We start from the raw sequence: 15,208 nt of genomic DNA on the forward strand, positions 1-15,208 counted from the left end.
AGAATCAAATGAGTGAAGATAAGACAACGGAACGGAATGCGGGTAAGCAGGTTCATTCAGAACGAAAAGCCAAGCAAACCTACACAAAACGAAATGAAGATTTCATGTTTCGTTTAACAAAAGAACTGAATGAAAATGATAAATTATCTGAAGAAAAAAAAGAAGAAGCTTTGCAAGACACTAAGTTGCGTTTACTGGAAGGTCAGTTAAAAGGTGAAACGGCTAAACAGATCTATGGCACACCAACAGATCGGGTTAAAGAAATCATCGAAGGGCCTAAGAAGGCACCTGTAGAAACTAAGTATTGGATGAAAGCTTTGGACAATGGTATGGTGTTCTTAATGATTTTTGCATTAATATTTGGAATCATGATGATTTTCCAGCCTAAGTCAGTTACTTCAGAGCCGGGACCAGCAGGAATCACTGCAATGCTTGCCATTTCAATTATTGGTGGGGCATGTGCACCATTCTTAACGGACCGTTTGCAACCAACCTCCAAAAAGAAGGAACGTCAATCGATTTGGAAGACAATTGGGATGGCGACGGGGATGATTTTGGTATGGATGGTAGCCTACATGCTATTCTCATCATTGCCACAAAGTTTGAATCCAATTTTGCCATTTGAAGCCTATTTGGTACTTGCGGCAGTCTTGTTTGTGGTCCGTATGTGGTTCAAACGCCGTTATCATGTGACTGGCGGATTTATGTAGAAAGCAAAATAGTCAATAAAAAACGAATAGGAGCCTGTCCGACTTAGTGCTTTAGCACTTAGCGAGGAACTACTCCACAGGAGGGATGATAATTAGCAAGATACGCTAATTATCTTGGATGTTTCGGGCGATGTCCATTCTTGTGGCCGAAAGACAGACCGCAAGAAACATGGCGGACATCCGTAGTGAGTATAGGATTTTGCTGAAAGCAAAATAGTCAATAAAAAACGAATAGGAGCCTGTCCGACTTAGTGCTTTAGCACTTAGCGAGGAAGGACATCCGTAGTGAGTATAGGATTTTGCTGAAAGCAAAATAGTCAATAAAAAACGAATAGGAGCGAGATCTTAATTATGTCTAACTGGGATACAAAATTTGTGAAAAAAGGTTTAACTTTCGATGATGTATTGCTGATACCGGCAGAAAGCCACGTTTTACCTAATGAAACAGACTTATCAGTGCAATTAGCAGATAATATCAAGCTGAATGTTCCCATTATTAGCGCAGGGATGGACACAGTTACCGAGTCGGCGATGGCAATTGCTATGTCACGACAAGGCGGAATGGGCGTTATCCATAAGAACATGTCCATTGAAGATCAAGCAACTCAAGTTTTAGAAGTTAAAGCAGCTGGAAAAGCTGATGAAAAGAAATATTTACATGCTTCAAGTGATGAGGCTGGTCGGCCATTGGTTGCGGCTGCGGTTGGGGTTACGAGCGATACTTTTGATCGTGCTAATGCTTTACTTCAAGCTGGTGCCGACGCTATTGTTATTGATACGGCTCATGGTCATTCCGCTGGTGTTTTGCGTAAAATTGCAGAAATCAGAGAACATTTTCCAGATGCAACGCTAATTGCTGGCAATGTGGCAACTGGTGAAGGCACAAAGGCCCTTTTCGATGCTGGGGTTGATGTTGTTAAAGTTGGAATTGGTCCTGGTTCAATTTGTACCACTCGGGTTGTTGCAGGCGTTGGAGTTCCTCAAATTACTGCGATTTATGATGCTGCAACGGTTGCCCGTGTTTATGGTAAGCATATTATTGCTGATGGCGGAATTAAATATTCTGGCGATATTGTAAAAGCGTTAGCTGCTGGCGGGAATGCTGTCATGCTGGGAAGCATGTTATCTGGTACAGATGAAACACCGGGTGAAGTCATTGAATATAATGGTAAAAAGTACAAGAGCTACCGCGGAATGGGCAGTTTGAGTGCGATGTCGAATGGCTCAGCGGATCGCTATTTCCAAGGCGGCGTGAATGAAGCTAACAAACTCGTTCCGGAAGGTATTGAAGCGCGTGTGGAATATAAGGGATCGGTTGAGAATATTATTTTCCAAATGGTTGGTGGTTTGCGTTCAGGCATGGGATATGTTGGTGCACCAACGATTGAGGCTTTGACAGAGAATGCCCAATTTATCCAGATTACAAATGCGGGCTTGATCGAATCGCATCCACATGATGTGCAGATGACGAAGGTGGCACCGAATTATAAAAAGTAGTGAGCAAAATAAACCGGTAGTCTCTGTTCTTTAAGCGAGCGGAGGCGGGATTGTGTCCCGTCGTGAGCCTTGCTTAAAGAACAGAGACTGGTTTATGAAGCTGTCCTAAAAAGTAGTGAGTGAGACAAGTCGGTAAAGAGGCACAGATAAGTGTGACGGAGGCAGGATCGTAATTCTGCTGTGAGTCATATTTATCTGTGCCTCTTTGACTTGTCGAGCTGTCCTAAAAGTAGTGAGCGGAACAAAACGGTAAAGGACTGAGAATAAGGGCGACGCAGACGGGATCGTAATCCCATCTGCGTCGCCCTTATTCTCAGTCCTTTGTTTTTTGAAGCTGTCCTAAAGTAGTGAATGGATTGAAACGATAAGCTAGAAACAGATAAGAATGTCGATAGCGGGATGACTATCCCGCGGTAAGACGTGGTTATCTGTTTGTAGCTGTTTCAAGCAACTGTCCTAAAGTAGTGAGCGGATTGAAACGATAATCTACAAAGAGATAAGAATGTCGATCGCGGGATGACTATCTCGCGGTAAGACGTGGTTATCTGTTTGTAGCTGTTTCAGGAGCTATCCTAACCCAAAAATGCAGAAACAAACTGTTATCCAAAATGAAAAAGAAGCCTATTAGGAGGTAAAACATAAACCTAATAAACTTCAATTTAGTTTCATTTTTTATAATCATGTTTGGCTAAATTATGATTTAGTGAAAGAAAAAACCAAATTATGAGTGTCAGGACTAGCCAACAGCCAATCGCTACAGCTAAGATAGATCCAAGTAATGTAGCCCGATTTGAGGATTACACAAAATTAGTAATTAGCCCATTCAAGATTGGTCGATGTGTTAATAGATCAATTGGAATGGCCAAAACATCTAGTGCCAACATAATTCCAATAAATGATGCACTCTCAAGCATAGCTCTTTTTAACATAAATAACTCCCCCTTGAAAATTAGTGTAGCATACACCATTTGGGTTGAACAGCTAAGATTTATAACAAAATAGGGAATATGATATACTTTTCCTAGAAATGACAGCGTTGAATTCACATTTTATTAAAAAGTATTCAAAAATGCGTAAAGGAGCACTAAACAATGACTTGGCTAACAATATATATAATAGTGATGGGATTGGTTGCCCTGTATGTGTGCTTCAATTTAGTACGTGCTATTAAACGAGATGGTTTCTTTAATCTCATAGTTTTGATCTGGTTTCTAGTCTTAATTGTGGTTGTGATCGCGACCCTGGGGGTTGTGTCGATTATGACGGTAACGATGCAACCATAAGTTGTTTGAGAACCTAAGTTGATTTCATTTTTTTGAAATTTGAATGATTATTCTTAACATTACATAAAACCTTGGCTTATATAATTTCTTGTTGATCTATTTTTTGCTACACTAAAGGAAATTGCATTTTAAGGAGATTTCGCATAATGAAAATTTTGGTCGTTGATGATGATAAAGAAATTGTTGAACTCCTCGATATTTATATTAAAAATGAAGGTTATGAGCCAGTTTCTGCATTTAATGGAAAAGAAGCACTTACAAAGCTGCATACAGATCCAGAAATTGGACTAATGATTTTGGATGTTATGATGCCTGAAATGAGTGGAATTGAGGTTGTCCGTGAAGTTCGGCGTGATTCTCAATTACCCATTCTGATTTTGTCTGCCAAAACAGAAGATATGGATAAAATCAAAGGATTGCTGACCGGTGCGGATGATTATGTTACAAAACCATTTAATCCATTGGAGGTTATGGCGCGGGTTAAATCGCTCTTGCGTCGTAGCCAAAATGATTTGAAACAAGATGAACCGGAAGTTTTGGACATTGGCCCGTTAACAATAAATAGTGATTCTCATGAAGTGAAGACTTTAACGGGTAAATCAGTCCAGTTAACTGCACTGGAGTTTGGTATTTTATACCTTTTGGCAAGTCATCCTAATCGTGTCTTTTCAGCAGATGATATTTTTGAGCGGGTTTGGCAGCAAGAAAGCATCATTTCTGCAAAAACCGTTATGGTTCACGTGAGCCATTTACGTGACAAAATTGAAGAAGCAACTGGTGGCGAAAAGGTTATCGAAACTGTTTGGGGCGTCGGATATAAAATTGAGTCTCACTAGAGTGAATTTGTGAGGTCATTTCGATTTAGTCGCTTTAGCGATGTAGTGAGAATGGGAATCGAAACGAGGAAAAGTTTTGAAATTAACTGCACGAGAAAAAAGTGAATTATTAGGTGAAGGAATTGTTACCGTTATTTTGTTACTCCTTTTAAATCTATCCATCTTGGTTTTGGCCACTGAAATTATTCGAAGTAATCCTGGATTGGAAAGTGGTATTTTTCAAATCAAGGAGTCAATTACGATAGGTCCCAATAATTATCGGGTTTGGAGTTATCAAAACTTCTTTATTTTCTTCATGGCCATTGTAGACGTTTGGGTCGTCTATTGGCGTTTAATGCGGCGATATAAACAGATGCAGTTGCGCCATATTATTGGTGAATTACACTATATTGCCGATGGTCACTTTGATCATCGCATTCCTTTTACACTGAAAGGTGATCATCAACGCGTTGTTGATAGTGTAAATGTCTTAGTGGATTCGGTCATTGAATCGATGAATGAAGAACGAAAAATTGAGCAGTCAAAAGATGAGTTAATCACAAATGTGAGCCATGATTTAAGGACGCCACTAACCTCTATTATTGGCTATTTGGGATTGATCGAAAACCAACAGTACAAGAATGAAGATGACGTGTTGAAGTACACCCATACAGCATTCTTAAAGGCTGAGCAGATGAAATCTTTGGTTGAAGATCTTTTTGAATATACCAAAGTGCGTCAAGCTTCGACTAAAATGACATTTAACCAAATTTCAGTTGAACCGATGTTGGAGCAGTTAGCTGCTAGTTTTGAATTGGAAGCTGAAAAAAAGGGTATGGAAATTGATGCCAAAGCCACACCCAAAAACATTAAAATTGAAGGCGATTCAGAAAAGCTAGGGAGATTGTTTAACAATTTAATTTCGAATGCTTTGAAGTACGCTAAGGGTGGTAAACATATCAATTTGGAAGCCACACAAAAAGGCGATCAAATTATCTTTAAGGTGTCCAATGATGGCGAACAGATTCCAGAAAAATCGCTAAAGCACTTATTTGAGCGTTTTTACAGAGTGGAGTCGTCACGATCAAAGGCAACGGGCGGTACCGGATTGGGCCTGGCAATTGCGCAGAGCATTGTGGAATTGCATCACGGAAAGATTAGTGTGACATCTAGTGAGAAATTAACTAGTTTTAAGGTGGAATTGCCGGTGACACAAAAAAGTACTAAGGATGCAAATTAATAAGTTTCTATAATTCAGGAAAAACGAAAACCATTCGCGTAAAATTGGTCTCCAAACAAATTATATTTTTGCTTTGGCTAGCTGGTTTGCGATTGGATTTTCGCTTTTTTTGTGAAAAATAAAAAAGGTTTACGCAAAGTGCGTATTTTGTTATATTCTTGTTATAAAAGGTGGCAAATTAATGTTAAAAAAATGGCAACAAAAACTAGCAATTATTTTCAGTACAATTTTAATGCTGAGTACATTAGCAATGGCACCAATACAGGCCCAAGCGGCCACTGTTTCAGTTTCAGCCAAGTCAGGAATAGCAGTTGATGCCAAAACAGGACAGATTTTGTATGCTAAAAATAGCTCAAAGGCCCTTCCGATTGCGTCAATGTCAAAAATGCTGTCAATTTATCTTGTCTTAAAAAGTATTCATGAAGGTAAATTAAAGTGGAATCAACGGGTTCATATTAATGCCAATATTGAAAAAATTAGTAAAGATACTGAACTGACTAATGTCCCATTGAGTACATCCCGTACTTACACCGTGCGCGATCTTTACAAAGCGTCATTAATTTATTCAGCGAATGCGGCCGTAATGGCGCTGGGGATTGCCCAAGCCGGATCGTCAAAAGCATTCGTTAATGAGATGCGGGCACAAGCCAAAAAATGGGGAATCACAGACGCTAAACTTTATAATGCATCTGGGCTGACAGAAAGTGAAGTTGGTAAAGAAGCGTATCCAAATACAGCTAAAAACGATGAAAATGAAATGTCGGCAAAAGATGTGGCGATTGTGGCATCAAATTTGTTAAAGGATTACCCAGAAGTTCTTAAAACCACGAAACAAACAAGTGCTTGGTTTGCCAAGGGAACCACTGATGCAGTGAAGATGACCACCCATAACTACTTATTACCGCATATGGCGGATTATCTAAAAGGATATAATGTGGATGGGCTTAAATCGGGAACTTCAACTAAAGCGATGGCCTGTTTTACCGGGACCGTCAAAAAGAATGGGCATCGGATTATTACAGTTGTCATGGGATCAAGCTCGAAAAACGAAGGAAATGCTCGTTTTACAGACACCCAAACGATTATGAAAGATGTCTATAACAACTTCAAACCGGTCAGTTATAAAAAAGGGACGGCCTTAAAGCAAGCATCGACTTTTAAAGTCCCGGAAGGCAAAACGACCACCGTCAAGGCTGGATTACAACAACCGACAACTGTTTGGATTGCTAAAAACCAATCAACTAAAACGATTAGTTTTCGTAGCAAACAAGCTGAAAGCAAAGCAGGACTATCTGCGCCAGTGAAAAAAGGACAAAAAGTTGGTAAGGCAACTGTCAAGGTAGCTAATCAAAAAGTGAACTATCTCCAAAGCTCCGATGCTGAGTTACAGTTGACTACCAAAAAATCTGTTGAAAAAGCCAATGTGTTAGTTCGTTTCTGGCGATCTATCGTCAGTGTCTTTTAAGAAGGTCTAGCTAATGAATGAAATTCAATTTAAAGTGGCGACAAAAGCAGATTTACCTTTTATCGTGGCTATTTACAATCAAACTATTCCGAGTCATGTAGTGACAGCATCCCTCGTACCAGTGACGGTCGAACAACGCTTGCCGTGGCTTGAAGCCCATAAATCAACTGAACATCCCATTTGGGTAGTTTGGCTAAATGGCAAGCGTGCGGGGTGGGTAAGCTTGTCACCCTATCACCCGCGGGCTGCATACCATATTACGTCAGAAATTAGCATTTATATCGACCGTCAATTTCAGCATTTAGGTCTGGGAACCAAAATGGTGAAATATGCTGAACTTGCTGCTCCAAAACTGGGAATTAAGAACATTGTTTGTTTAATATTTGGGGCAAATTTACCAAGTTTAGGGCTGTTTGAAAAACTGGGTTATGAAACCTGGGGAACTTTGCCAAAGGTTGCAGAGTTGGATGGCCGTTTAATGGATTTGAAAATTCTCGGAAAAAGCATTCAGCTAGTTTCAAACTAGTTTCATTTAATAGCTTTCGATTTAGCCTGAAAGTCTTAAAAAGGCACTATTCAATATACTTTGAAAATGTTAAAATGATTTCGCAGTGTTTTCTATGAATTTCAGTATTGATGATCCAACTTTAAAGATCCGTTGGAGGAAAGAATTGTGAAACAACTTGAAAATGGACCACAATGGCGGGTAACTCTCAAAGAGGCTTGGCCGTTGTGCCTTAGTTACACACCAATTGGACTGGCCTGTGGGATCCTCTTACATGCGGCTGGATTTAATACGATTTTAACTGGGCTGGTTTCTATTTTTGTATTCTCGGGTGGTGCGCAGTTTATGATCGCCCAAATGCTTACAACAACAGCTCCAATTCTGACAATTATTTTGATGCTTTTTTTCCTGGAATTACGTTATGCGTTGCTGGGATCTAGTTTAGCTAGTTATTTAAAAGGTCAAAATCATCGCTTTTTATTTTTATTTGCTGTTTCAATGAATGATGAAAACTATGCCATTAATTATTTAAAGTTTGTGACTGATCGTAACTGGACACCAAAAGATGCCCTTCAGGTAGAACATTGGTCTTTGTTAGTATGGACCGTGTCTAATATCATTGGCAGTTTAATTGGGAGTGCTGTTCAGATTAATTTGACGGTTGTTAATTTTGCATTGACAGCGTTGTTCTTGTATATGATTGTGATGCAAATTAAAACCCGCTTGATTTTATTGATCTCAGTTGTTGCTGGGGTTTTGGCAGCCTTTTTTATGTTGTTGACAAAGAGTACTCTCGGTTTGGTTATTTCTACTTTAGTGGCATCATTCTTAGGGTTTATGATTGAAGGATATGTATCTAAACGTTGGCCTAATAGTCATTTGTTGTATAAAATTCATGATCCATCAGGGCAACCAGAAGTCGATAAGGAAGATATCGAAATCTAATTCAGACGAATTTCGGGAGATTGTAATATGCATTATAGTGTAACTGACCACTTGCTAATCGTTATTTTAGGTTTTTTTGTGGCGTTTGGTCCTCGATATATACCGATTTTATTCTTTTCAAATCGAAAAATACCAGACTGGTTTAATGACTGGATGAAATACGTTCCGGTCTCTTTGTTTACGGCAATTGTTGTGAAAGATATTTTTATTTCGGGATCCTATCATTTCATTTCTTCTGGGAACTTAGACTTGATTCTGGCTTCGATTATTGTCATTATTATTTCTTACTGGACGCGATCGATGGCTATTTCGGTAGTTTTTGGCTTAATTGCCGTGATGTTATTATCCATGTTAATTTAAATCTAAAAAAGAATCAGACTAGTGCAAGGGGTTGTTGTAATAATCTCTCTTGAGTTAAGCTGGTTCTTTTTGTTTTGTTCCATTTTGTTTCGCTCACTATAACTATGACAGGTTCACAAGTCAGCCTTTAGAAGATAAGCAAGATTCCAACGGGATTGCGATCCCGCCTCCATCTCACTTATCTTCTAAAAGCTACCGACTTGTTCCGCTCACTATTAGGACAGCTCCTGAAGACAGCCCAAACAAGATAACCACGACTCCCAGAGGATTGCGATCCTCTATCCGTCGTGGTTATCTTGTTTGGGCTAAACGTCTTCATTCGCTCACTATAAAACAAAGGACTGAGAATAAGTCTGACTCCCACGGGATTACGATCCCGTCTCCGTCGCCCTTATTCTCAGTCCTTTACCGTTTTGTTCCGCTCACTACTTATACATATACGCTCTTGTCATTGGCAACACATTGCTGCTTGCTCCTGCACCCTTTGTTAACAAATACTGGATCACATCAATGTTACCTGATTCGAATGATGCCGAACAAGCTTGTAAGTACAAATCCCACATTCTCACAAACCGTTCGTCAAACATCTTTACAATTTCATCACGATGTTCGTTGAAATTCTTATCCCAAATTTCTGTTGTCTTTTGATAATGACGACGCAATGGCTCCATATCATCAATTTGCATGTCATTTTCAATAATATGGTGAATGTTTTCTTCCAAACCTGGCACATAGCCACCTGGGAAAATCCATTTGTTCAACCAACCATTGTTCGCACCACCCTGCTGGCGCGTGATTCCGTGAATCAAAGCGACGCCATCTTTTTTCAAGTAATCAGAAACACACTTGAAGTAAGTCTGTAGGTTTTCTTTACCAACATGCTCAAACATGCCAACACTGGTGATGTAGTCAAACTGCTCATCTTTAATTTCACGATAGTCTTGTAAACGGACCTCAGCCACGTTTTCCAATCCTTCATCCTTAATACGCTGGTTAACTAAATTAAATTGTTCCTGAGAAAGAGTTACACCAACAACCCGCAAGTCATATTCCTTTGCAGCAGTTAGCATCAAAGTTCCCCAGCCACAACCAATGTCCAATAAAGTACGACGAGGTTGTGGATTCAACTTATTCAAAATATGGTGAACTTTGTTAACTTGCGCTGTTTCAAGATCGTCCGTATCTTTCTCGAAATAGGCACAAGAATAAGTCATTGTTGGATCTAACCATAGCTTATAAAAATCATTTCCAATATCATAATGATCTTGAACGTCCGATTTGCTTTCCTTTTCGTCATGCTTTTGTTTAGGAAGAAAATGGATAAACTTTTTATTGTGGAAGAAACTGCCAGCTGTTTCGTATGCAGACATCAATAAAGCCTGAATACTACCGTCAATTTCAATTTTGCCATCCATATAAGCCTCACCAAGTGCAATAGAGGCATTGTTGATGATTTGCTTAACAGGTACAGCTTCGTTCAAAGTAATGGTGACTTCTGGTGTGCCATCACCGTATACCTCAGAACTGCCATCCCAGTAGTTTACTTTGAGGGGAATATTGAAGGAGTGCTTAAAAAACGTTTTGTAAAATTTTTTCTCTAACATCGATTAGAATCCTTTCTCTCATGAATAACAAGATTAAATAAGATTATTATACGCTCCCTAGATTGATTTTTCGAATTTTAAGAATAATGTCAAACGGAAAATCAATTTTAAAGTAGATAACATGCTATAATTATTTTATATATTGGCTTTGTAGGGATCAGTAGAATTGGGGGCGGCTCGTTTGAGAAAATGGACATGGGTAATCGTCACATTTATTGTGATTTTAATGGTGGGGGGCTATGCTTTCTCACGACACCAATCAATTGAAAAACAGTACCACGTAGATATGGAAAACGCAGCGGCTGCAATTAATGACGAAAACTATTCAGCAGCTGAAACGTATTTTCAGGCAGCTTTGACGCGGAGAAATAATGATTCAGTAGCGACACATCGATTGCGACAAACTAAGGTATTTGTCACGGCAATGTCGCAATTAGAAAATCATCGTTTCTCAACATCCAAAAAAACATTTGCACAAGTTTATAAAATTCATCATGGGTCAAAAGTCCTGAACTTGCGTGCTCATGAAAAAATTACTGAAATCGGTAAGGTTCAAAAGAACATTACTAAATACAATAAAGTTATAAAATATGCGCGTGAGTTGAACGAGGCCCAAGAGTTCAGTTTGTCGAATGTGCAGTTAGATAGCTTGTTTAACACAAAAGAATTTAAGAAGGGTTACTATACGTCGCTGTGGAAGACGGCTAAGCAGATTCAAAAGAGCAATAAGACTGGCTTGTCGCAGGCTGTAATGCCAGGATCAACTTCAAGTTCGGCACAAAGTCCTTCCAGTAATAACAGTTCAGCAGATAACACTACGACGGGAGCTACATCTGGTTCTAGTAATAGCAACGGTGTTTCCTCGTTACCAGCACCTAATCTGAGTTCTTCGGAAAAACAGGCTGCTGATAACTATTCTGGCAGTAACGAATATACGGTTACCAAAAAAGATACAGAATTAAACGGCAAAGTGATTACACAGGCGCAAATTAATGCGGCTCGTCAAGAACTTGGCACGAAGTCAAACCAATTCAGTGATCAGGATATTCGAAATATCATTAAAGAAGCGGCCCAAAAGGGCATTTCAGTTAGTGAAGCTGCCCAGTAAACTCGTCAAAAGGTTTAATATTTTCAAACGTTTGAATTGAGACTGCAAATTATTCTGTTTTAGTGTACAATGGCTATTGTAAACTTAAAAAAGAAAGAGGTTTTCTCACATTATGGCAAAATTAGTATTAATCCGTCATGGTCAAAGTGAATGGAACTTGTCTAACCAATTTACTGGCTGGGTCGATGTTGACTTAAGCGAAAAGGGTGTTGAACAAGCAAAGAACGCTGGTAAGTTAATCAAAGCACAAGGCATTGAATTCGACTATGCTTTCACTTCAGTATTAACTCGTGCAATCAAGACTTTGCACTATGCTTTGGAAGAATCCGACCAACTTTGGATTCCAGAAGTTAAGAGCTGGCGCTTAAACGAACGTCATTACGGTGCTTTACAAGGCCAAAACAAGGCTAAAGCAGCTGAAAAATGGGGCGACGAACAGGTTCATATCTGGCGTCGTTCATACGACGTATTGCCTCCATTGTTGGATGCAGACGCTGAAGGTTCAGCAGCAAAAGACCGTCGTTACGCTAACTTGGATCCACGCATGATTCCTGGTGGTGAAAATCTTAAAGTTACTTTGGAACGTGTTATTCCTTTCTGGGAAGACGAAATTGCTCCTAAGTTATTAGATGGCAAGAACGTTATCATTGCTGCACATGGTAACTCATTGCGTGCTTTAAGTAAGTATATCGAAAACATTTCAGACGAAGATATTATGAATCTTGAAATGGCAACTGGCGAACCAGTTGTTTACGACTTCAACGACAAACTTGAAGTTCAAAACAAACAAAAATTAGACTAATTTAGTCGTTTAATAGGCATTCTCCCTCAGGGGGTGGATGCCTATTTTTTATAAAAATAATTGACTAACTTATATGGCGTTCACTTCAAGGCAGAAAATGATTTCGGTTTTTTTATTAAGTTTATTTTTTGTGTTTCTGTTTTGTTAATGTATAAAAGAAGTAACTAAGCGTTGCTATCAAAATGAATCCCTGTAAAAAAAAGTTCCATGGAGTTGGTAGCGTGATAGTGGGACCAATAATTAATAAGTTATTCACTAACAGAATCAAGCCAACACATAATAAGAAGAGGATAGCTATCGATATTTTAGGAAGAACGGATTGGAAAAAAACTAGCAGATTTTGAATAAACTGACTTATGCAATATTTTGAGAATTAAACTGATTGTAATAAGTTCAAGAAATGGAGCCAGAATGAATGCCCATAGGTTTATGATAATTCCTGACGTAGTACTAGTGCTACTTAACAAAAGAAAAAACCAACTAATGGCAATGACTAGAGTACTCATTGACAATTGATCACGTAATTTTGGCTTAGGCAACTGTGCTAAGATTTCATTTGCCATACTTTGAGGATCGTTACCAAACAATTCAGTCGCATCTGAATTATCTTTTTCAGCATCAATTAGATCCTGTAACATGCTTAATAACTGTAAGTTAATTGTTTCGTCATTGTAAAAGATGTTTTGACTCAAAATATAGGTTTGTAACTTTTCAAAATATCTTGAATCAAATGAGTTAAGCTGTGTTTTTAGCTGATTAATCTCCTGCTGGTACTGATTTGCTTTTTTCATTATTCATCATCCATCTCTTTTAAAATTTTGTCGACATGATTTTTTAATTGAAACCACTGCTGATTAAATTCTCGAAATTCTTGTAGTCCTTGAGGTGTAATTGAATAGTATTTACGATCAGGCCCATCCTTTGAGGGTTTCACTTTGCTGATTAAGGCACCGTTTTTTTCGAGTTTTATCAATAAAGGATAAAGAGTACCACCAGCAATTGTTGTAAAGCCGTGTTGATGTAAAGATTGAATTAATTCGTAACCATAAACTTCATCTTGAGCAACAATTGCTAAAACACAGCCTTCTAACACACCTTTAATTAATTGTGTTTGCTTCATTTTTTCACTTCCATATAGGTTGCTTTACTACATAGATATAGTGTAGCAAAGTGAAACTAGGTTGTAAAGCAACTTAGTTCCTGGCTAAGCGGACCCTTTCATAGGTTATCATGTTGTTTATTTAACTCCGAAATTAGTAAGATTGAAAATGGTATAATTATTACAATTATAAAGGTTTATCGCAATTCAGCTAATTTTACGGACTTAACCATTGATAATTTTGTTAATGTATTATTTGTCTAGTTGCGGTAAATTATAAACAAGGAAAAACTAATTTGCACAGCGCCTAATTACATAAAAAGCAAATAACAACATATCTGGAGGAAAAATGAAACAAAAAGTAGAAAAGGCGCCAACATTGCGACGTTCAATGACCGCAAATCAAATGGAAATGATTTCTCTGGGTGGTGCAATTGGAGTGGGCCTCTTTATGGGGGCAACCTCTACAATTAAATGGACGGGTCCTTCTGTCATTTTTGCCTATATGTTTGTAGGGCTCATTCTCTACATTGTCATGCGCGCCCTTGGGGAAATGGTTTATGTCAATCCAGGGACCGGCTCCTTTGCCGATTATGCAACTGAGTATGTCCATCCACTTGCCGGTTATATGGCAAAATGGGCAAACGTTTTTGAATATATTGTGGTTGGGATGTCTGAGGTTGTCGCCGCAACCGAGTACTTAAAATATTGGTGGCCGCACACTAATTCATTTATTGCAGGAATTATTGTGATTTTATTCCTAGTTGCAGCCAATCTCACTAGCGCAAAGGCCTATGGGTCACTGGAATTTTGGTTTGCCATGATTAAAGTTGTGACAATTATTATGATGATTATATTGGGATTTGCCATTATCTTTCTTGGCTGGGGAAACGGTGGTCACCCAGTGGGGTTGAGTAACCTTTGGAGCCACGGCGGGTTCTTTACCGGTGGTTTTCGTGGATTTTTCTTCTCCATGTCGATTATTGTGGGTTCTTATCAAGGAATTGAACTACTTGGAATTTCAGCTGGTGAAGTGGCAAATCCTCAAAAAGCGATTGTGAAATCTGTGAAATCTGTGCTGCTCCGAATTTTAATCTTCTATGTTGGGGCAATTTTTGTAATTGTAACGATCTACCCATGGAATCAACTGAGTTCGATTGGTTCGCCATTCGTGTCGACCTTCGCCAAGGTTGGTATTACAACGGCGGCTTCTGTGATCAACTTTGTGGTTTTGACAGCGGCACTCTCGGGTGCCAATTCAGGGATTTATTCTTCGAGTCGGATGCTGTTTAAACTAGCTCATGAAGGGGATGCACCCAAGATCCTAGGTCGGTTGTCTAAACGAGTTGTACCTGATGCAGCCATTTTAGGAATCTCGGGTGGAATTTTACTTGGCTTTATCGTTGATACAGTGGCTTCAATCTACAGTAAATCTACTTCAAATTTATTTGTTGTGGTGTTCAGTTCTTCAGTGCTGCCGGGAATGGTACCATGGTTTGTGATTCTGTTGGCCGAACTACGCTTCCGCAAGGGCAATGCGAAACTTATGGAGACGCACCCCTTTAAACTTCCGCTTTATCCGTTTGCCAATTATTTTGCATTCATAATGTTGTTGGTTATTGTGGTGTTCATGTTTATCAATCCAGATACGCGAATATCAGTGATCGTTGGAGCAGTAGTTTTGATTCTGGCTGCGACGGTTTACTTGATCCGTCATCGCCAGAAAATCTAAGTACTAAAAGACGGCTTTTATGCACTAGGCCCTGTCAAGTTGA

Annotated in this window: 16 protein-coding genes; 12 read left to right on the top strand and 4 right to left on the bottom strand. The window is 39.0% G+C overall.

Going from position 1 to position 15,208, the window contains the following annotated elements; translation table 11 throughout:
* Positions 1–8 precede the first annotated feature (8 nt).
* Together DD627_RS04470 and guaB are read left to right on the top strand one after the other, a co-directional pair.
* Complete coding sequence (locus DD627_RS04470) at positions 9–710, top strand: DUF1129 domain-containing protein (protein WP_260274897.1); 702 nt, start codon at positions 9–11, stop codon at positions 708–710.
* A gap of 351 nt (positions 711–1,061) precedes the next feature.
* The gene (guaB, locus tag DD627_RS04475) at positions 1,062–2,207 is read left to right on the top strand and encodes an IMP dehydrogenase (protein WP_260274898.1); all 1,146 of its coding nucleotides are present in this window, start codon (positions 1,062–1,064) and stop codon (positions 2,205–2,207) included.
* 797 nt (positions 2,208–3,004) lie between these two features.
* Here the strand turns inward: guaB and DD627_RS04480 are convergent.
* A complete protein-coding gene (locus DD627_RS04480; RefSeq protein ID WP_260266672.1) occupies positions 3,005–3,136 on the bottom strand; it encodes a hypothetical protein in 132 nt (43 codons plus the stop codon).
* A 162-nt stretch (positions 3,137–3,298) separates the two neighbouring features.
* Here DD627_RS04480 and DD627_RS04485 point away from each other — a divergent pair, with 162 nt between their 5' ends.
* The 7 genes from DD627_RS04485 to DD627_RS04515 all read left to right on the top strand — a co-directional run bounded on the left by DD627_RS04485 (position 3,299) and on the right by DD627_RS04515 (position 8,820).
* Positions 3,299–3,490 carry a hypothetical protein gene (locus DD627_RS04485; protein ID WP_260266674.1) on the top strand — a complete coding sequence of 64 codons (192 nt, stop codon included), beginning with the start codon at positions 3,299–3,301 and terminating at the stop codon, positions 3,488–3,490.
* A gap of 146 nt (positions 3,491–3,636) precedes the next feature.
* On the top strand, positions 3,637–4,326 hold the full coding sequence (gene croR / locus DD627_RS04490; protein ID WP_216753858.1) for a response regulator transcription factor CroR: 690 nt from the start codon (positions 3,637–3,639) through the stop codon (positions 4,324–4,326).
* 76 nt (positions 4,327–4,402) lie between these two features.
* The gene (locus tag DD627_RS04495) at positions 4,403–5,545 is read left to right on the top strand and encodes a sensor histidine kinase (protein ID WP_260266677.1); all 1,143 of its coding nucleotides are present in this window, start codon (positions 4,403–4,405) and stop codon (positions 5,543–5,545) included.
* Positions 5,546–5,726: 181 nt separating this feature from the next.
* A complete protein-coding gene (locus DD627_RS04500; RefSeq protein ID WP_068804980.1) occupies positions 5,727–7,010 on the top strand; it encodes a serine hydrolase in 1,284 nt (427 codons plus the stop codon).
* A 13-nt stretch (positions 7,011–7,023) separates the two neighbouring features.
* Positions 7,024–7,536, top strand: coding sequence for a GNAT family N-acetyltransferase (locus DD627_RS04505; protein WP_068804983.1), 513 nt, complete (start codon positions 7,024–7,026; stop codon positions 7,534–7,536).
* 147 nt (positions 7,537–7,683) lie between these two features.
* Positions 7,684–8,460, top strand: coding sequence for an AzlC family ABC transporter permease (locus DD627_RS04510; protein WP_057785029.1), 777 nt, complete (start codon positions 7,684–7,686; stop codon positions 8,458–8,460).
* Positions 8,461–8,487: 27 nt separating this feature from the next.
* Entirely contained in the window at positions 8,488–8,820 is a 333-nt protein-coding gene (locus DD627_RS04515; RefSeq protein ID WP_057785030.1) for an AzlD domain-containing protein, read from the top strand.
* Between the two features lie 425 nt (positions 8,821–9,245).
* Here DD627_RS04515 and DD627_RS04520 read toward each other — a convergent pair whose 3' ends face one another.
* A complete protein-coding gene (locus tag DD627_RS04520; protein ID WP_260274899.1) occupies positions 9,246–10,424 on the bottom strand; it encodes an SAM-dependent methyltransferase in 1,179 nt (392 codons plus the stop codon).
* Between the two features lie 181 nt (positions 10,425–10,605).
* Between DD627_RS04520 and DD627_RS04525 the strand changes: the two genes are divergently transcribed.
* Positions 10,606–11,532, top strand: coding sequence for a hypothetical protein (locus tag DD627_RS04525; protein WP_260266682.1), 927 nt, complete (start codon positions 10,606–10,608; stop codon positions 11,530–11,532).
* Between the two features lie 112 nt (positions 11,533–11,644).
* On the top strand, positions 11,645–12,334 hold the full coding sequence (locus DD627_RS04530; RefSeq protein ID WP_057784028.1) for a 2,3-diphosphoglycerate-dependent phosphoglycerate mutase: 690 nt from the start codon (positions 11,645–11,647) through the stop codon (positions 12,332–12,334).
* A gap of 305 nt (positions 12,335–12,639) precedes the next feature.
* Here DD627_RS04530 and DD627_RS04535 read toward each other — a convergent pair whose 3' ends face one another.
* Positions 12,640–13,125, bottom strand: coding sequence for a DUF1129 domain-containing protein (locus DD627_RS04535; RefSeq protein WP_260274900.1), 486 nt, complete (start codon positions 13,123–13,125; stop codon positions 12,640–12,642).
* Positions 13,125–13,454: a PadR family transcriptional regulator gene (locus DD627_RS04540; protein WP_057784032.1), complete on the bottom strand. Its 330-nt coding sequence runs from the start codon at positions 13,452–13,454 to the stop codon at positions 13,125–13,127. The genes DD627_RS04535 and DD627_RS04540 overlap by 1 nt, the downstream gene beginning before the upstream one ends.
* A 328-nt stretch (positions 13,455–13,782) precedes the next feature.
* On the opposite strand from DD627_RS04540, the gene DD627_RS04545 reads away from it, so the two are divergent.
* The gene (locus DD627_RS04545) at positions 13,783–15,165 is read left to right on the top strand and encodes an amino acid permease (RefSeq protein WP_057784034.1); all 1,383 of its coding nucleotides are present in this window, start codon (positions 13,783–13,785) and stop codon (positions 15,163–15,165) included.
* The last annotated feature ends 43 nt before the right edge of the window (positions 15,166–15,208 follow it).

Source organism: Pediococcus sp. (genome assembly GCF_003533255.1).
Lineage (GTDB): Bacteria > Bacillota > Bacilli > Lactobacillales > Lactobacillaceae > Pediococcus > Pediococcus parvulus.